15 protein-coding genes are annotated in these 17,389 nt (G+C 66.9%); 5 read left to right on the forward strand and 10 right to left on the reverse strand.

The genetic code is table 11. The features are described from left to right. Positions 1 to 22 precede the first annotated feature (22 nt). The 7 genes from ABCS02_RS17225 to ABCS02_RS17255 are packed head-to-tail and all read right to left on the reverse strand — an operon-like array spanning position 23 to position 11,142. Positions 23 to 2,476, reverse strand: a complete 2,454-nt coding sequence (locus ABCS02_RS17225; RefSeq protein ID WP_345836890.1) for a glycoside hydrolase family 3 C-terminal domain-containing protein — start codon at positions 2,474 to 2,476, stop codon at positions 23 to 25. Continuing rightward, positions 2,473 to 4,155, reverse strand: coding sequence for a sulfatase (locus ABCS02_RS17230; RefSeq protein WP_345836891.1), 1,683 nt, complete (start codon positions 4,153 to 4,155; stop codon positions 2,473 to 2,475). Before ABCS02_RS17230 ends, ABCS02_RS17225 begins: the two co-directional genes overlap by 4 nt. Beyond that, complete coding sequence (locus ABCS02_RS17235; protein ID WP_345836892.1) at positions 4,152 to 5,912, reverse strand: sulfatase; 1,761 nt, start codon at positions 5,910 to 5,912, stop codon at positions 4,152 to 4,154. Before ABCS02_RS17235 ends, ABCS02_RS17230 begins: the two co-directional genes overlap by 4 nt. A 20-nt stretch (positions 5,913 to 5,932) precedes the next feature. Next, complete coding sequence (locus ABCS02_RS17240) at positions 5,933 to 6,802, reverse strand: ATP-binding cassette domain-containing protein (RefSeq protein ID WP_345836893.1); 870 nt, start codon at positions 6,800 to 6,802, stop codon at positions 5,933 to 5,935. Then, positions 6,799 to 8,631, reverse strand: coding sequence for a dipeptide/oligopeptide/nickel ABC transporter permease/ATP-binding protein (locus ABCS02_RS17245; RefSeq protein ID WP_345836894.1), 1,833 nt, complete (start codon positions 8,629 to 8,631; stop codon positions 6,799 to 6,801). Before ABCS02_RS17245 ends, ABCS02_RS17240 begins: the two co-directional genes overlap by 4 nt. Beyond that, positions 8,628 to 9,569: an ABC transporter permease gene (locus tag ABCS02_RS17250; RefSeq protein WP_345836895.1), complete on the reverse strand. Its 942-nt coding sequence runs from the start codon at positions 9,567 to 9,569 to the stop codon at positions 8,628 to 8,630. The genes ABCS02_RS17245 and ABCS02_RS17250 overlap by 4 nt, the downstream gene beginning before the upstream one ends. A gap of 19 nt (positions 9,570 to 9,588) precedes the next feature. Further along, positions 9,589 to 11,142 (reverse strand): ABC transporter substrate-binding protein, encoded by a 1,554-nt coding sequence (locus ABCS02_RS17255; protein ID WP_345836896.1) that lies wholly within the window; start codon positions 11,140 to 11,142, stop codon positions 9,589 to 9,591. 179 nt (positions 11,143 to 11,321) lie between these two features. On the opposite strand from ABCS02_RS17255, the gene ABCS02_RS17260 reads away from it, so the two are divergent. Genes ABCS02_RS17260 through ABCS02_RS17280 form a run of 5 tightly spaced genes read left to right on the forward strand, consistent with a single transcriptional unit; the run spans position 11,322 to position 13,689 of the window. Beyond that, positions 11,322 to 11,921 carry a PadR family transcriptional regulator gene (locus ABCS02_RS17260; RefSeq protein WP_345836897.1) on the forward strand — a complete coding sequence of 200 codons (600 nt, stop codon included), beginning with the start codon at positions 11,322 to 11,324 and terminating at the stop codon, positions 11,919 to 11,921. Continuing rightward, positions 11,918 to 12,787, forward strand: a complete 870-nt coding sequence (locus ABCS02_RS17265; protein WP_345836898.1) for a formylglycine-generating enzyme family protein — start codon at positions 11,918 to 11,920, stop codon at positions 12,785 to 12,787. Before ABCS02_RS17260 ends, ABCS02_RS17265 begins: the two co-directional genes overlap by 4 nt. A 52-nt stretch (positions 12,788 to 12,839) precedes the next feature. Beyond that, on the forward strand, positions 12,840 to 12,971 hold the full coding sequence (locus tag ABCS02_RS17270) for a hypothetical protein (protein ID WP_345836899.1): 132 nt from the start codon (positions 12,840 to 12,842) through the stop codon (positions 12,969 to 12,971). Then, positions 12,968 to 13,333, forward strand: coding sequence for a DUF202 domain-containing protein (locus ABCS02_RS17275; protein WP_345836900.1), 366 nt, complete (start codon positions 12,968 to 12,970; stop codon positions 13,331 to 13,333). The genes ABCS02_RS17270 and ABCS02_RS17275 overlap by 4 nt, the downstream gene beginning before the upstream one ends. Next, entirely contained in the window at positions 13,330 to 13,689 is a 360-nt protein-coding gene (locus tag ABCS02_RS17280) for a DUF202 domain-containing protein (protein WP_345836901.1), read from the forward strand. Before ABCS02_RS17275 ends, ABCS02_RS17280 begins: the two co-directional genes overlap by 4 nt. Before the next feature lie 221 nt (positions 13,690 to 13,910). On the opposite strand, the gene ABCS02_RS17285 is transcribed toward ABCS02_RS17280, so the two are convergent. From ABCS02_RS17285 to ABCS02_RS17295, 3 genes are read right to left on the reverse strand one after another with little or no spacing between them, the layout of a single operon-like run. Then, positions 13,911 to 14,309, reverse strand: coding sequence for an integrase core domain-containing protein (locus ABCS02_RS17285; RefSeq protein ID WP_345836902.1), 399 nt, complete (start codon positions 14,307 to 14,309; stop codon positions 13,911 to 13,913). A gap of 45 nt (positions 14,310 to 14,354) precedes the next feature. Further along, entirely contained in the window at positions 14,355 to 15,767 is a 1,413-nt protein-coding gene (gene pntB, locus ABCS02_RS17290) for a Re/Si-specific NAD(P)(+) transhydrogenase subunit beta (RefSeq protein ID WP_345836903.1), read from the reverse strand. Further along, entirely contained in the window at positions 15,764 to 17,299 is a 1,536-nt protein-coding gene (locus ABCS02_RS17295) for a Re/Si-specific NAD(P)(+) transhydrogenase subunit alpha (protein ID WP_345836904.1), read from the reverse strand. The genes pntB and ABCS02_RS17295 overlap by 4 nt, the downstream gene beginning before the upstream one ends. Positions 17,300 to 17,389 lie beyond the last annotated feature (90 nt).

Here is a 17,389-nt window from a genome sequence, read left to right on the forward strand (position 1 = left end):
TGTGAAGTCGTGGTCGGTGCGGTCACAGGGTCACCGTGACCAGCAGGGGCAGGTCGGTCACGGAGGAGCCGACACGCAGGTCATACTCGCCGGGCTCGAAACGCCAGGCCCCGTCCCAGTAAGCAAGGGCGCGACGCGGCACAGGGATGGTCGTCTCGACGGTCTGCCCGGATTCCGCACGGACGACAGCGAAGCCCACCAGCCAACGCTCTGGGCGGTCGATTGCCGAGTCGCGCTTTTCGGCATACACCTGGATGACGTGCTTGCCCGCACGGACGCCGGTGTTCGCGACGCGGACGAGGACGTCCGCCCGGCCGTCGTCGAAGCCGTCGGTCGCGGCGTCCTCGAACGTCCAGGTCGTGTAGCCCAGACCGTGGCCGAACGGGTACGCCGGAGCGGCGTCGGAACGCAACCAGGCGCGGTAGCCGATGTGGATGCCCTCGTCGTAGCGCGCGACCCCGTCCTCGGGCGTGACCTCCAGGACCGGCACATCGGCCATGCGGCCCGGCCAGGTGGTCGGCAGGCGACCACCGGGCTCTCGCGCTCCCCTGAGGATGTCCGCGACTGCCGAGCCGTACTCCTGGCCGCCGAACCAGGTCAGTAGGATGGCGGCGGCGTCCGCGCGCCACGGGAGCTCGACGGGCGAGCCTGCGTTCACCACGACGGCGGTTCGTGGGTTGGCGGCCAGGACGGCGCGGACGAGGTCGTCCTGCTTGCCCGGGAGGCGCAGGTCGGAGCGGTCATACCCCTCCGACTCGACGCGCGAGTTGGTACCGACCACGACCACCGCGACGTCGGCCGACGACGCCTGAGCCACCGCCTCCGCGATCAGACGGTCGGGGTCGGTCTCTACCGGCTCGGTGCCGAAGGTGACGCTGAGCGCATTGCTGAGACCTCCGGCGAGACGCTGCGGCTGCAGTTCGACGCGCACCCGGCGCGGGCGTCCGGCACCGAAAGCGACCGGGACGGAGACGGCGGGTGGGGCGAGGAACGCGGCACCGAGGTCGTCTCCGACGCCTGTAGGCGTCGCTTCGGCCTTCAACTCCCCGTCGACGAAGATCCGGCCGGTTCCCACGGAGGCGAAGCCGACGCGGTATACGCCGGACTCGCGCATGGTCAGATCGGTCTCGAACACGAGGGTAGCCAGCGATCCGACCGGTGCGTCGCCGCCGAAGTACACGAGCGCGCTGGCAAGGCGGTCCTCCGCGAAGATCACAGCGCCGTCTTCGTCGAGGAACTCGACTCGCGCGCCGGGAGCGCCTGTGACGGGATTGGTCATCGCATCGCGGTCGAACTCGGCCAGGCCCTCTTGCACGATCGCCCCGAGGGAATACGTGATCTCGGCTTCGGGGAAGGCCGTCGCGATACCGGCCAGCGGCGAAACGACCTTCTCCGGGATGACGGTCGCACTTCCGCCGCCCTGTGTGCGGGCCGCGGAGGCGTTGTGTCCGATCACCGCGATGCGCTGCGGACGTCCGAGCGGGAGGATTCCGTCGTTCTGAACCAGGACCGAGCCCTCCGCGGCGGCCTCCCGTGCGAACGCGACGCCGTCCTCGACGTTCGACGGCTCAGCGGCGACGGCGTCGACACCCTCCAGCGCTCCGACCCGTGCGGCGAGCAGCAGGAGTCGGCGCACCTTCCGATCGATCGCCGACTCTGCGACGTCGCCGCGACGAACGGCATCGACGAGTGTGTCACCCCAAGGGCCGACCGGACCGGGCATCGCGAGGTCCTGCGAGTGCTTCGCGCTCTCGATGCTCCGGACGGCGGTCCAGTCGCTGATCACCACACCGTCGAAGCCCCACTCCGAGTTCAGCGGGGTCTCGAGCAGGTCGTTCTCGGTCGCGGTCGCCCCGTTGACGGAGTTGTAGGCGCTCATGACCAGCCAGGCGCCGGCTTCCGTGATGGCGTCCTCGAACGCCCGGAGGTAGAGCTCGCGGAGGGCGCGGTCGCTCACCGTGACGTCGACGGTGAAGCGCTCGGTCTCGAAGTCGTTGGCCACGTAGTGCTTGGGCGTAGCTCCGACACCGTTGTCCTGCACTCCCCCGACATAGGCGGCGGCGAGCTGGGCGGTGAGTACGGGGTCTTCGCTGAACGCCTCGAAGTGACGGCCGCCGAGCGGCGACCGGTGCAGGTTGATCGTGGGCCCGAGGACGACATCCACGCCCTTGCGCCGCGCCTCGACCGCGGACGCCGCCCCGTAACGGCGCGCGATCTCCGTGTCCCAGGAAGACGAGAGCGCCGTCGCCGAGGGCAGGTTGAGGGACGGGGAACGCTCGTCCCACACCTCGCCGCGGACACCGCTGGGGCCGTCTGAGACGAGGATGCGGCGCAATCCGATCTTCTCGATCGGCCAGGTCGTCCAGAAGTCCCGCCCGGTCAGGAGCCGGACCTTCTCTTCGAGGGTGAGTGCCTCCAGCCGTGAGGTGATCTCCGGTGAGTCCTCGGTGAGCTCGGTCAGGGTGCTTGTGCTCATGCGGCGTCCGTTCGTTCTTCGGTCGAGGCGGGGTCGACCAGTAGTTCTTCGCTGGTTTCGTATCCGAGTCGCCAGGCTCTGGCCCAGACGGGCCCGTCGACGGCGATCGGTGCGGTGTAGGGGTGCCAGAGCCGGCCGTCCGCAGGGGCGGAGCCGAAGGCGGCCAACGGCGGCTCGGATCGATGGTCCGCCTCGGCCGATCGCGCGGGAACCGTCGTCCAGCCGAGGATGGCGCCGGCCGTGTCGCTGGAAAGGGTCAGCACGCCGTCCTGAAGGGTCACTCCGGGCGTAGCCGTCCGTCGTCTGCGGCCGTCCGGGCGCCATCGCTGTTCAAGTTGGTCCTCGGGGAGGAGCCCGAGATCGCCGTAGGCATCTCGCCACGAGGCGAGCGCAGCCCGAAGTCGGTCGAGCTCGGCGGAGTACGCCCGATCCGCCGCGAGGTTCGTGGTCTCATGCGGGTCGGCGATGATGTCGTACAGTTCCTCCGCCGGCTTCGACTGCGCCACGACCGCGCGCTGCACGGGGTCCATTGCAGAAGGCCGCTCACCGCGGGCCCGCTGCTGCGCTTCGTCGGACGCCAGCCGCCGGTAGGCCGACCAGGTCGGGAAACGGTCGGCGTAGTCCGTGTGGAGCATCGCCGGCTTGTCCGGATACTCGTTGCGGATGTAGCGGAACCGGGCGTCCCGGACGGTGCGCGACCGGTCCTCGGCCTCACCCTGACGGTCCCGGCCTCCGTACGCGTACGTATTCGGTTCGTCGACGATCGCTCCCTCCGCCGTCAGCGCCGGCACGCCGTGCATGGCATCGGGGATGTCGATGCCCGCCAAACGCAGCATCGTGGGCGCGAGGTCCATCGTGTGGACCAGACCGGTCGCTCCGGCACCCTCCGGAAGGTGACCGGGCCAGCTGATGATCAGCGGCTCGCGGAGTCCGGACTCGTTGGGCCAGCGCTTCGCGCGCGGCATGCCCTTGCCGTGGTCGCTCCAGAAGACGACGATTGTCTCCTCGAGGAGGCCATCCTCCGCCAGCTCGGCGAGGATGCCGCCGGCCCACACGTCCATCGCGGTGATCAGGTCCGCGTAGCGGGCCCACGCGGTTCGAAACTCCGGCTCGTCCGGGTAATAGGGCGGGAGCGGTGCGGTCGCTGGATCATGCCGTGCGGAATCCGGGACATGCGCTGTCGCCGCCGCGAACGCGTCGTCAGCCAGGTACAGCTGGGATTCGTGCGTGGCCATCCCATGGAAGATCGCGAAGAACGGCGTCTCCGCGTCGGGTCGGTTCCGCCAGTGCGCCGTGGGGCTGCACTCGTCGAACACGACCTCCGGCAGATCCATCTGGAAGTCCGTGAACCAGTTGTTGGTGCAGTAGTAGCCCGCCGTTCGGAGGATTTCCGGGAGCAGGCGGACATCCGGCGGGGGGACCGCCTTGGAGCGCATGTGCATCGTGCCGATCGCGGTGGGGTAGCACCCGGTGATGATGGCGGACCGAGACGGTGCGCAGATGGGTGCGGCGGCGAAGGCGTTGTCGAAGCGGACGCCGCGCGCGGCGAGGGCGTCGAGATTGGGGGTCGAGGCGTACTCGGCACCCGGCCAGACGCCGGCGTAGCATCCGAGGTCCGGGTTGATGTCGTGTGTGCTGATCCACAGGATGTTCGGGCGGCGGGAGGCGGACGGGCTCACGAGACCACGCTCGCCTCGGTCGCCGCGGCCAGGTCGTCCGCGATCGCGATGAGTTCGGTCGCCCCGATGCCCCCGGCCCGCGCCATCCCGAGGATGCTGAACCACGGAGTGGAGGCGACCTGTTCGGTAGTGCCGATCCACGGGAGATGGCGGTCGAGCACCGACCGGATCGCGTCGTCGGCGAGGAGCGCGTGGACCGGTGTCTGCAGCAGGGCCTGCGCGGGCATGTCCTCGAGCGCTGGCAGCGGCTCGGCGACGGCACGCGCGCGCTCGGCGTCGGCACGCACGGCGAGGTGGCGCGCGTCCGCGTCGCCGTGGAGTGGAAGTCCGAGCCGCTCGAAGACACTCGATGGCGCATCGTTCGTGCGGAGCAGCCCGAGCAGCAGGGCGATCATGCTCAGTTCGACGTTGTCGTCCACGATCGGGGACTCCTGACCGGGATCGGTCTCGAGATCCCACAGCAGCGTGCCGTGCTGCCACGAATTGATGCGGAAGCCGCCCTCGGCGTCGATCCGCATCGTGCGCAGTCCCTTGGTGAACGCGAAGGGCTCCGCCGGCTCCCAACCCCGCAACTCGTCCACCCCGAACCTGCTGCGCATGTGCGTCGGCATCAGCGTGTAATCCTCGATGGGACCGTTCGCCGCGTCGGAGCTCGCGCGCATGTAGACGTACCGGCCATCCGTGACGTTGACATGGCCGCCGTGGATGCCGAACAGCGCTCCCGCCTTCCCGTCGGCGAGCTCGAGATCGTGTCCGAGCATGTCGGGCGTCGGTTCCAGGCCGAAGAACTTCAGAACTGTGGGGGCGATGTCGATGGTCTGCGCGAGGTCGCCGCGGCGTGTGTCGGCGCCACCTGACCGGGGGTCCCAGAGGAACATCGGCAGATGAACGAGCTCGTTGAACCACGGCTGCACCGACTTCGCCCACCAGCCGTGCTCTCCGAGGAGGAAGCCATGGTCGGTATTGACGATCAGCATGGTGTCGTCCCACATGTCGTGTTCGTCCATGTAGTCGAGGACGCGCCCGAGCGAGTGGTCGCACATCGAGACCAGCGCCGCGTACTGGGTGCGAGCGTGCTCGACCTGATCGGCGGACTCGACGACCTTCGCGTAGTCCGGCCAGTCGAACTCTGGCCCGTCGTACGCCTCCGGGTACAGGTCCCGGTACTTGTGGTGTACGAAGAACGGCTCGTGCGGGTCGAACAGCTCGATCTGCAGCAGCCAGCGGTCGGCGCCGACGTTGGTGTCGAGGAACTCGATGCCCGCGTCGACGGTGCGGGTCTGGGTGTGCTCGGCCTCGGTGGTCATGTAGCGGCGGTTGACGGCGTCCTGGGTTCGTAGCGTGGCGGGGAACCGGACGCCGCGAAGCGCATCGGCGTCCCCCTTCCAGTTGTCCCCTTCCTGGCCGCGGAAGAACTCCCACGTGTTGTAGCGGGTGTGATAAGTGGCGCCGCCGTCCTCCCAGTAGTGCTGGTGATCGGACACCAGATGCGTGTGCACCCCCGCGTTCTTCAGCATCTCGGGCATCGAGTCGTCGAACGGCTCGAGCGGGCCCCAGCTGCGGTGGAGGAAGTTGTGGCGACCGGTGTGAAGCTCTCGTCGCGCGGGCATGCACGGCATCGAGCCGGCGTAGAAGTTGTCGAACGTCACCGCAGTGCGCGCGAGCCGCGCGAAGTTGGGGGCGTCGACGAAAGTGTCCGCGTACGGCGGCAGCATGTGGCGATTGAGGCTGTCGAACATCAGGATGATGGCGCGCATGTGAATTCTCGTTCCGGGGATCAGACGGCGGCGACGGCGATCGTGCTGGTCGATTCGCGATTCTGGCTGGCGAGCAGAGCGTGGCGCTCCGTCCGTCGTTTCTGCTGGAGGACCGGATCGGGCACGGGGGCCGCCAGGAACAGCCGCTGCGTGTACGGATGCTCCGGACGGGTCGTGACCTGCTCGGCCACGCCCCACTCGACGATCTCCCCGTGGTACATCACCGCGACCCGATGGCTGAGGTGGCGGACCACCGCGAGGTCGTGGGACACGAAGAGGTACGCGACTCCGGTGCGGTCCTGGATCTCCTTGAACAGCTCCAGGACGCGGGCCTGAGTCGACAGGTCCAGCGCTGAGACGGGCTCGTCGCAGACGATGAGCCTGGGCTGGAGCGCGAGCGCCCGGGCGATCGCGACCCGCTGGCGCTGTCCGCCGCTGAACTCGCGGGGAAGACGCTGAGCGGCGTTGCTCGGCAGCCGCACCTCGTCGAGGAGCCCGCGCACCCGTGCACGGGCTTCCTTGACGGGCACGTCCCGCGCCGTGAGAGGTTCCATGAGGATCTGCTCGATGGTCATCGACGGGTTGAGTGACGTGTACGGGTCCTGGAAGACAACCTGGATCTCATGGGCGAGGCCGCGGCGGTCCTTCTTGGAGAGCCGGGCGAGGTCCCGTCCGTCGTAGGTGATCGATCCCCCCGTGACGGGCGCGAGACCGAGCACCGCGCGCCCGAGGGTCGTCTTCCCGGACCCGGATTCGCCTACCAGGCCGACGGTCTCACCCGCCTTGATGTCGAGGGAGACGCCTTTGAGGGCGCGGAACGGCTTCTTCCCGAATCCCTTGGCTGGATACTCGACCTCGACATCGCGGATGTCGACCAGGGTCTCGCTCATCGGAGTACTCCATTCGTGTCGGCGGTCTCGGGCTCGGACGGCGCGTCGACTGCTTCGCCCGTCTCCTCCAGGACCGCGTCGAAGAGGGACTGGGTGTAAGGGTGCTTCGGACCGGCGAAAAGCTCTCGCACCGGTCCGGTCTCGACGATGCGCCCCGAGCGCATGACGGAGACGGTGTCGCAGATGTCGGCGACCACACCGAAGTTGTGGGTCACGAGGACCATCCCCATGTTCCGTTCGCTCTGCAGGCTGCGGAGCAGGTCGAGCACGTCCGCCTGGACCGTCACATCGAGTGCGGTGGTGGGCTCGTCGGCGATCAGCAAGTCGGGGTCGCAAGAGACAGCGCCGGCGATGAGCACGCGCTGCGCCATGCCGCCCGAGATCTGGTGCGGGTACGAGTCGAAGGTGCGCCCCGGGTTCGGGATGCCGACCCTGCGGAGCAGCTCGAGCGCTCGCCTCTTCGCCTCGGCCTTGCCGATCTTCAGCTTGACCCGCATCGGCTCGACGAGCTGGCTCCCGATTGTGAAGGAGGCGTCGAGGTTCGACATCGGCTCCTGGGGGATGTAGGCGATCTTGAGGCCACGGAGGCCGCGCATCTTGGCCTCGCTCTGCGTCGCAAGGTCCGTCCCTTCGAAGGTGATCGATCCGGCGATGATGCGGCCGCCCTCGGGAAGGAGGCGGAGGACCGACCATGCCGTCTGGGTCTTGCCCGAGCCCGACTCGCCGATCAGTCCGTGGACCTCGCCGCGGTGGACCGTGAGGGAGACGTCTTCGACGACCGTGGTGGTCGAGCCGTCCTCTTGGCCGTAGCCGACGGCGAGTTCCTTGACGGAAAGGAGCACCTCAGCCTGGTCGAAGCGGTGGTCGCCGGGGTGCTCGACGATCGGCTCATGGGCGATCGCCGGAACCGCGGTCGCGACGGGGCGCCGCGCACGACGGCGCCGGGTGCGTCCGCTCTGCTCGAGCGTGTCGCGGAGGGCGTTCGCGAGCAGGACCAGCGACATGCAGGTCAGCCCAATCGCCAGGCTGGGCCAGAGCATGAGCACAGGATCCGTGTAGATGTTCGAAAAGCCCTCGTTGAGCATCGAGCCCCACGTCGGGATGGACAGATCGCCCAATCCCAGGAACTCGAGCCCCGCCTGGATGGAGATCGCGATGCCCGCCACGAAGGAGGCCTGCACGAGCGCAGGGCCGCGCACCACGGTCAGGATGTGGCGCGAGATAATGCGCCCGTCGGTCAGGCCCGACACACGGGCGGCGTCGACATACAGCTCGTCGCGCACCGCAGAGACCGTCGAGTACACGAGGCGGTAGAACGCCGGCGAGAGCAGCACACCGAAGATCGCCATGGAGGTCCAGAGCGACGGGCCGAGCACGGCGCGCGCCGCGAGCAGGACGACGATGCCGGGGAGCGCCTGCAGGAGGCCGACCACCCAGGACGAGAGTCCCTCGAACCAGCGTCCGTAGTATCCCGCGATGAGACCTCCGGTGACGCCGACGAGTGCCGCCACGAGCAGGGCGAGCGCCGCGCCCGCGATGCTGAACCGCGTCGCGTAGAGCAGCCGCGAGAGAACGTCGCGTCCCGCACTGTCGGTGCCGAACGGGTGTACAGGGCTGATGCCGCCGAGGACATCCGCGGCCGACGCGGCGTTCGGGTCATGCGGCGCGAGCATCGGCCCGAAGATCGCGACCAACACGATCAGGACGAGGAATGACAGCGCGGCGACCGCAATGGGCTTCTTCAGCAGCCGACGGAGGAGTGGCCGCGACGACCGCGTGGCGGCGGCGTGGATCTCCTCCGTGAGGTCTGCGGCGAGGGGGTCGATCATGACAGACGCACCTTCGGGTTGAGCCAACCTTGTGCCAGGTCGACGACGAGATTGAGCAGGACGACGAGGATCGCTGTCGCGATGACCAGACCCATCACCAGCGGGATGTCGCCCTGCGAGGTCGCGGTCACCGCCACCTGCCCGACGCCGGGGATCGCGAAGATCTGCTCGATGATGACCGCACCGCCGAGCAGCCCGACGAAGTGGACACCCAGCACAGCGAGCGCGGGGCCGGCTGCATTGCGGAGCACGTGCTTCAGGACGACCGACCGGGTGGACAGGCCACGACTCTTGAGAGTGCGCACGTAGTCCTGGCGGAGCGAGTCGAGCATCGAGCCGCGGATCTGCTGGGTGACGCCGGCGATGCCGCCAAGGGACAGCGCGATGATCGGCAGCGTGACCGAGCTGATCCAGCCCTGCGGGGAGTCTGCGAACTGCACGTACCCCGTCGGTGCAAACCAGTGGAGGTTGATGGCGAAGACCACGACCAGCCCGAGCGCGATCAGGAAGCCCGGGATAGCGGTGCCGACCAGCGAGACCACCTGGACCACACCGTCGATCCAGCCGCCGCGGGTCGCGGCCAGCACGCCGAGCACGACGGAGACGATCGCGATGAGGATCGTCGCGCCAAAGACCAGGGAGAGGGTCACCGCCAGCCGGCTGACGATGGCGTCGTCGACCGGCTGGCTGGTGAACCAGGAGGTGCCGAAGTCCCCGTGCAGCACGCCCGACACCCATGATCCGAATTGCGCGATCAGCGGTCGATCGAGCCCGAGCTCGTGCGCCTTCTGGGCGACCGTCTGGGCCGAGGCGTCCTCGCCGAGGAGGCGTCTGGCGATGTCTCCGCCCCCGGCGTAGAGGAGTAGGAATGCGATCACCGAGATGGCGACGACGAGCACGATCCCAGACAGGATGCGGCGGGTGATGAATGCGAGCATGGCAGGGGTCCTCAGCGCCTTACTTCTTCGGGACGAAGTTCCAGAGGTACGGGTAGGCGTTTCCCGTCTGCGTCTGTACCGTCGTGTTCGGGTCGGTGGCGTAGGTCTGCTGGGGCCGGTACCAGGGCGCGAACCAGGCCTGCTTGACGATGTACTCGTTCAGCTGCTTGGCCGCCTGCGCCGACTGGTCCTTGGTTCCGCTCTGGATCGTCTTCGCCAACGAGGCCACGGTGTCGTCCGCAGTGTGGAACGGGTTCCATCCCGCCTTGGGGAGGACATCGAGGGTCAGAGTCTCCCACGTGGTCGGCGCGGCCTTGAGCTGCATGACTGTGCTGCCGTACTTCGCGGCAAGGAGGTCACCGAGGAAGCTCGTCGGCGCCACGTTGACCTGGTTGACCTTGATGCCGATGTCGTCCAGATACTGCGATGTGAGCGCGTACGTGGCCGGGGTGAAGCCCGACGAGGTCGGCATGGTCAACGTGATCTGACCGTCGGAGTAGCCGGCCTCTTTCAGGAGCGCCTTGGCCTTCTTCGGGTCGTAGCTGTAGTAGTTGTCCATCGACTTGTCGTAGCCGGAGGAGTCCGGCGAAAAGATCGAAGAGGTCACGTTGCCGTAGCCCTGGCCGATCGCCTTGAGCATGGCCTTGCGGTCGAAGGCGTAGTTGATCGCCTGACGGACCTTGACGTTGCCGAGGGCCGGCGAGATCGCGCCGCCGCGGTCGAAGAGCAACAGGCCGAAGAAATTCAGCTGCTGGCCGTTGGCTGTGTAGCCGGCGCCCTTCACCTGGGGGATCGTGGAGTTGTCGGAGAGCGGCGCTCCGTTGATCTGGCGCCCCTTGATCGCGTTGAGGATCGCGGTCGGCGTCGAGTACACGTTCATCACGAGCTTCGCGTAGTGCTGCTGCTGAGGCGCCCAGTACTTGGGGTTCTTGGTGAAGACGTACGTGGATCCGACCACGGTCGCCTGCTTGTCGAGGACGTACGGTCCGGAGCCGACCGGCATGGTCTTCTCATCCGGCGTCCCGAACGCGGCCGGGCTCTCCTGCAGGCCCGGATTCTGGGTGAGGAACGACAGCAGCGACGGGTTCGGTGCGCTGAGAGTCAGCTTCAACGTCGTCGGATCCACGGCCGTCGCGTCTGCCAGGGTGCTCAAGTACGCCTTTTGGGGCGAGGTGCCGTCACGGAACCGGAGGAGGTTCTTGGCGGCGACCGTAGCGTCGAACTTCGTGCCGTCGGTGAAGGTCACATCGTCGCGGAGCTTCAACGTCAGGACGGTGTTGTCCGCGTTGTAGGACCACTTGGTCGCCAGCCAGGGCTTGACTGTGCCGTCCGGATCCGCGTGCAGCAGCGTGTCGTACGCCGCCTGGAGGTACGGGGATTCGTTGGCCCACGCCGAGTTGTCGACCGCGAAGGTCGTGGACGCAACGATCGTGCCGATCGTGAGCGTCCCGCCGGATGCGGAGGACGACGACGAGCCGGCGGATGAAGTCGAGGGCGAGCAGCCCGAGAGTGCGAATGCGGCGATGGCCGTCGCTGCGACTGCCGCGACCACCCGCTTCCTGAAGTTGAACATCGTTGTCTCTTCCGGTGCCGTGCGGTCCACCGTGGACCGACCTTGCGGCGAACGTAACAGAAAATCGCGCAGGATTCCACAAGTTGAGTAAAAAAAGTCAATTTGTGGAATACTTCTCGTGAGCGAGAACGCGGGATTACGCTGTTCTCAACACCAGACACGAAGGAACCACGATGAAGTTGGAGCACCTCCTCCTCGGCGTTCTCCTGGTGCGCCCGCGAACCGGTTACGACCTCGCCCGCTACATGGAGATGGATGGCGTCTTCATGCGCCCCCGCACCCAGATGAGCCAGATCTACCGATCGCTTTCGCAGATGGCGGAGCGCGGCTGGGTCACCTTCACGGTGAGCACGCGCCCGGGCGCACAGGACGCCAAGATCTACGAGGCGACCCCGCTCGGCCATGAGGTGTTCATGCAATGGCTGACCACTCCCTTCAAACCCACCGTCGAATCCGTGAATTACGAATTCCGCGCCCGCCTGTTCTTCTCCGGCTTTCTCGACGAGAACGCGGTGATCGACCTTCTAACCATCGAGATCGAGTCGCGCAAGAGGCAGATCGCCAAGTACCGGTACCGCGACCGCACCATCGAGTCGGCCCCGGACTCCGGATTCGACGTCGACCTGGCCACGGAGATCGAGGACTTCGAGCACGAGTCGGGCGCAGCCGCCATGGACAGGATGGTCGGTCGGCTGGTCGAGCTGCGCGAGATGATCCGCGAGCGGCAGCGCAAGCAGCAGCACGAGTTGGAGCCCGCGGGCCAGGGAGCCGGAACATGAGTGCCGGACACCCGATACCTCAAGCCGACATCCCGCCGGGCGTCTTCGTCATGGGCGATCACACCGGCGACGGTCGTCCGGCGGACGGAGAGCGCCCCGTGCACGAGGTTTCGCTGCCGGGATTCTCGATCGATGTCCACACGGTCACGAACGATGCCTTCGCCGCGTTCGTCAACGCCACCGGGTACCGGACGGAGTCCGAGAAGTTCGGTTACTCCGCTGTCTTCCAGCTCGTCTTCGCGGGCGACGACTGTGACATCCTCCGTCGGCCACCGCAGGCCCCGTGGTGGGTCGGCGTCGCCGGCGCCGATTGGCGGCATCCCGGCGGGCGTAACTCCTCGCTCGAGGGGCTCGGCGATCACCCGGTCGTCCACGTCAGCTGGAACGACGCGCAGGCGTACTGCCGGTGGGCAGGCCGACGCCTCCCCACCGAGGCCGAGTGGGAGTACGCCTCCCGCGGCGGGCACGCCGGCCACCGCTTCCCCTGGGGCGACGAGCTGCTCGTCGACGGGGCCTGGAACTGCAACATCTGGCAGGGTGACTTCCCGGGAACGAACACGCTCGACGACGGCTACCTGACCACCGCGCCGGCGCCGCACTATCGGCCCAACGACTACGGCCTGTACCAAACCGTCGGGAACGTCTGGGAGTGGTGCCAGGACTGGTACGACCCCGATTACTACGGCCGCTCGCCCGGCCGGATGCCCGAAGGCCCGGACTCGGGCACGCAACGCGTACTCCGCGGGGGTTCCTTCCTCTGCCACGACTCGTACTGCAACCGCTACCGGAACTCCGCCCGGTCGCAGAACACCCCCGACTCGGCAATGTCGAACGCGGGGTTCCGAACGGTGGCGACCGCCCCGTGACCCGTCGCGACCCGCCCGCCTGCCCGGCCCTGCCACCGAAAGGACCACCATCATGACCGAGAACAGCGTCGACGCCGACATCGCAGCGGATGGTGAGCCCATCGTCCAGGAACCCCGCGACTGTTGCGCTCCCGGACGTGCGGCCTTCCTCCAGACCGCCCCCGACCGCTCGGCCGGCGCGTGACGCAGCGAGCGCGCTTCCCCGCGTCCGTCTTCTCCGTCGGCAGCGAGCCCGACGCCCGCTTCAGCCTCGCGAACGAGCGGACCTTCCTGGCTTGGATCCGGACCGGACTCGCTCTTCTCGCCGGCGGCGTCGCGCTGGAGGCCCTCGGACTCGGCATCCACCCCGGATACCGCTTCGCCGCATCGCTCGTGCTCCTCGCGGCCGGGCTACTGACGCCGTTCCAGGCGTGGCTGGGATGGAAAGCCACGGAACGGGCGCTTCGGAAAGGGACGCCGCTCCCGAATGCGCTCCTCACCCTTCCCCTCGCGGTCGCCGTGCTCATCGTCGGCGTGCTAGTCCTGCTCGGCGTCGTACAGCGATGAGCAAGCTCTTCGACGCCGGCCTGCAACCCGAGCGCACCGCCCTCGCCTGGCGCCGGACCGGGCTCGCGCTCCTGGGCGGATCGCTCGTAGCGGCACGCATCCTCCCCGCCGTACTCGGCGCATGGACAGCCATCCTTGGACTAGGCGGCGTCATCTCCGCCGGCGTGCTCCTCTACGCCATCCACCGCCGGTATCAAAGCCACCACACGACACTCACGACGGAGGGCAAGCTCGCCCCGATGGCGGGTGGGCGTCTCATCGCAATCACCGCCGGATTCGTTCTCGCCGCCGGCGTCCTGACCCTGGCTATCGTGATCGCCGTGCACATCAACGGACGGGCCAGTCTCGGGCTGTGATCCCCTCGGGAAGGCTCGACAGAACTCGCGGAGGGCGTGGGATTCGAACTCTATCTGGGCGTCTTTGACGGCGGCGCTGAGCTTCCACACCGCAGGAAAATCAATGACTCCGACCGTCTTTGATCTCCTTCGACCCCCCTTTGACCTCACCCGCTTGTGCGCAAAATGTGCGCAGATTTGAGGTGTCTAAAGCCCGAGGGCGTTGTGCAACTGACGGAGGCCTATGACAGCGGGCTCTGCGTTTTCTGCTTGAGTCGCTCGTAGGGGGTTTGGCCTGCGAGGGCTCCGTGTGGTCGATCGTAGTTGTAGTAGTCCTCCCATTGTTGGAGGCGGTCGTTGAAGAGGTTGACGTCGTCCATGACCTGCCCCTCCAGGAGCCGGTAGAACTCCTCAGCGTCGATCCGGTGCGAGCGCTCGACCTTGCCGTTCAGGCGCGGTTTGGCCGGTTGGATGCGGATGTGATCGATGCCCTTGTCCAGCAGGTACCAATAGAAGGACTGGCCGAACTCGGTCCTGTTATCGGGATGGACCTTCTCGACCTTGAACGGCAGTTTCGAGAGCACGTGGTCAATGTAGCGGATCGTGGTCTTCTGATCGTGCGTCGGGTAGGCCTTTTGCACGGGGAGCGCCAACTGTGCCTGCGCCGACAAAATTAGGTTTGCCCGTCATAGGGCTTTAAGGATCTCTTCCACTCGGTCCTTCGCATCACCGAAGAGCATCTGCGAGTTCTCGCGCCAGAAGAGGGGGTTGGCTACGCCAGCGTATCCGGAGGCCATCGATCGCTTGAAGACGATGACGTTCTCGGCCTCCCATACCCTCAGCACCGGCATGCCCGCGATCGGCGATCCCGGGTCTTCCGCGGCGGCGGGGTTGACGGTGTCGTTCGCGCCGACGACGAGCACAACGGAGGTCGATGCAAGGTGGTCATTGATCTCGTCCATTTCGAGCACGATGTCATACGGCACCTTCGCCTCAGCAAGTAGCACATTCATGTGCCCTGGAAGGCGTCCGGCCACGGGGTGGATGCCGAAGTGCACCTTGACGCCTCGATCGCCCAGTTGCTTGGCGAGCTCGGCGATCGGGTATTGTGCCTGGGCGACCGCCATTCCGTATCCCGGAGCGATAACAACGCTGGATGCACCGGCGAGCATGGCCGCGGCGGTTACGGCGTCGATCTCACGGTGTTCCGCGTGGTCTTCGGCATCCTTCCTCGGCGCTTCGATGCCAAACCCGCCGGCGATCACTGAGATGAATGACCGGTTCATGGCTTTGCACATTATGTAGGACAGGTATGCACCGGAGGACCCGACAAGCGCGCCGGTGACGATGAGCAGATCGTTGTTCAGCAGGAAGCCGGCCGCGGCGGCCGCCCAACCGGAGTAGCTATTGAGCATCGAGACCACAACCGGCATGTCCCCGCCTCCGATCGAGGCAACTAGGTGCCAGCCCAGCCCCAGCGCCAAGACGGTCACGACGACGAGGAGCCAGGGCTCAGGCGTGATCACGTACCACACTGTCAGGGCGACGAACGCGACGAGCGCGCCTAGGTTGAGCACGTTCTTGCCGGGTAGCACGACAGGCCGCGAGGAGATTCGGGCGGAGAGTTTCAGGAACGCGACGATCGAGCCGATGAAAGTCACTGCACCGATGAAGACACCAATGGACACCTCAGCATGATGAATACCCTCAAGGTCGACGGGAATGCCCACCGCGTACTGAGCGCCGTTCCAGCCGACAAGCATAGCAGCAAGTCCTACGAAGGAATGGAACAAGGCGATCAGCTGCGGCATCGCCGTCATCTCGACCGCTCGCGCCCGCCATAGTCCGATGACGGCGCCGATGAGGACGGCGACGACGAGGAAGGTGAGCCCGAGATCAGCTTGTGGTTGCCCCCATGTCCCGACGACTACCAAGCACAACGTGGCCAGCAGGGCAATCGTCATGCCGGTGATGCCGTAGGTGGCGCCCCGGCGGGCTGACCCGTGCTTGCTGAGCCCTGCAAGGCTCATGATGAACAGCAGACTGGCGACTACATACGCGGCGGTCGCGATATCGGAAACGAGGTCGATGGCTGTCATCGGTCACCTGCCTTCGTGAACATCGCGAGCATTCGACGGGTGACGGCGAAACCGCCAAACACATTGATCGACGCGAGCAGCACGGCGACCGCGGCGAGGACCTGCACTGTAAGCGACGGCGCGACGATCTGCAGCATCGCGCCCACGACGATGATGCCCGAGATCGCGTTGGTCACGCTCATCAATGGGGTGTGCAGCGCATGCGCGACATGCCCGATGACGTAGAACCCGACGACGACTGCGAGCGTTAGAACAAGAAAGTGCTGTGGCAGCGGTGAAGGCGCGATCACGCATATCCCGAACAGCGCCCCGATACCCAGCGCGATCAGCCGAGACTTGGCCGCCACCGACAGGGTTCGCTTCGCCTTCGGAGGTACGACTTCGACGGCCGCCGTCACAACCGTAGCGGCCGAGACCTGCACCGGCGGCGGTGGCCAGGTCACCTCGCCATCCTGTACGACCGTCACCGCGCGCTGCACAACGTCGTCAAAGTCGATGACGAGCTGCCCGTCCTTGCGCGGGGTGAGGAGCTTGATGAGGTTCAGCAGGTTCGTACCGTACAGCTGCGACGCTTGCGCCGGGAGTCGCCCCGCGAGGTTCGTATACCCGAGGATGATCACGCCGTTCGAGGTGATTGTCCGCTCCCCGGGGACCGAGCCCTCCACGTTCCCGCCCTGAGAAGCAGCCATGTCCACGATCACCGATCCGGGCTTCATCGATGCCACGTCCGACGCCGTGATCAACCGGGGAGCGGCGCGCCCTGGGATCAGCGCGGTCGTGATGATGACGTCGACGTCCTTGGCCTGCTCGGAGTAGATCTCCGCCGCTCGTCGGTCGTACGCTTCACTCGTCGCCCTCGCATACCCGTCGGTGGACTGTTCGACTGCGACCTCCACGGGGATATACTCGCCGCCGATCGACCGCACCTGGTCCGCGACTTCCGGGCGCGGGTCCGTCGCCCGCACCACCGCCCCCAGGCTCGAGGCTGCGCCGATCGCCGCCAGACCTGCCACACCGGCACCAGCCACGAGGACCTTCGCCGGCGGCACCTTTCCCGCCGCGGTCACCTGCCCCGTGAAGAACCGGCCGAATTCGTTGGCCGCCTCCACGACCGCGCGGTAGCCGGCGATGTTAGACATCGAGGAGAGCACATCCATCGACTGGGCCCGGGAGATGCGGGGCACGGCGTCCATCGCCAGCGCCGTCAGATTCCGGGTAGCCAAGGCCTCCAAAAGCCCTGGCCTCAAGGCCGGGCTGAGCAGGCCGGCAACCGTGGCTCCGTCCCTCAGGCGAGTGATCTCGTCCGGCGTCAGCTCGCTCACCTTGAGGACGACGTCCGACGTCCACGCCGTCACGCCGTCCACGACCGTGGCGCCGGCCGCCAGGTATGCAGAGTCGAAGTATGACGATGCGACGCCTGCTCCGGCCTCTACAGCTATCTCGTAGCCTAGGTCGCGGAGTTTTGCGACCGTATCTGGTGTTGCCGCGACACGGTTCTCACCGGGTGGCTCGACGACGATGCCAACGCGCATAGTTGGTCCTCTCTGGCTTGTATAAGGTAGTGCCGAGCCGATAGGGCGGCACGCCCTTGGGGAGGTTGCGTGGCTACCAGACTCGGTGGT

This window comes from Microbacterium sp. X-17, from assembly GCF_039615055.1.

Bases quoted from the DNA above. Each gene is read 5' to 3' on its own strand.
- ABCS02_RS17225 (WP_345836890.1), bottom strand. From the start codon at position 2,476: ATGAGCACAAGCACCCTGACCGAGCTCACCGAGGACTCACCGGAGATC.
- ABCS02_RS17235 (WP_345836892.1), bottom strand. From the start codon at position 5,912: ATGCGCGCCATCATCCTGATGTTCGACAGCCTCAATCGCCACATGCTG.
- ABCS02_RS17240 (WP_345836893.1), bottom strand. From the start codon at position 6,802: ATGAGCGAGACCCTGGTCGACATCCGCGATGTCGAGGTCGAGTATCCA.
- ABCS02_RS17245 (WP_345836894.1), bottom strand. From the start codon at position 8,631: ATGATCGACCCCCTCGCCGCAGACCTCACGGAGGAGATCCACGCCGCC.
- ABCS02_RS17250 (WP_345836895.1), bottom strand. From the start codon at position 9,569: ATGCTCGCATTCATCACCCGCCGCATCCTGTCTGGGATCGTGCTCGTC.
- ABCS02_RS17255 (WP_345836896.1), bottom strand. From the start codon at position 11,142: ATGTTCAACTTCAGGAAGCGGGTGGTCGCGGCAGTCGCAGCGACGGCC.
- ABCS02_RS17265 (WP_345836898.1), top strand. From the start codon at position 11,918: ATGAGTGCCGGACACCCGATACCTCAAGCCGACATCCCGCCGGGCGTC.
- ABCS02_RS17270 (WP_345836899.1), top strand. From the start codon at position 12,840: ATGACCGAGAACAGCGTCGACGCCGACATCGCAGCGGATGGTGAGCCC.
- ABCS02_RS17280 (WP_345836901.1), top strand. From the start codon at position 13,330: ATGAGCAAGCTCTTCGACGCCGGCCTGCAACCCGAGCGCACCGCCCTC.
- pntB (WP_345836903.1), bottom strand. From the start codon at position 15,767: ATGACAGCCATCGACCTCGTTTCCGATATCGCGACCGCCGCGTATGTA.
- ABCS02_RS17295 (WP_345836904.1), bottom strand. From the start codon at position 17,299: ATGCGCGTTGGCATCGTCGTCGAGCCACCCGGTGAGAACCGTGTCGCG.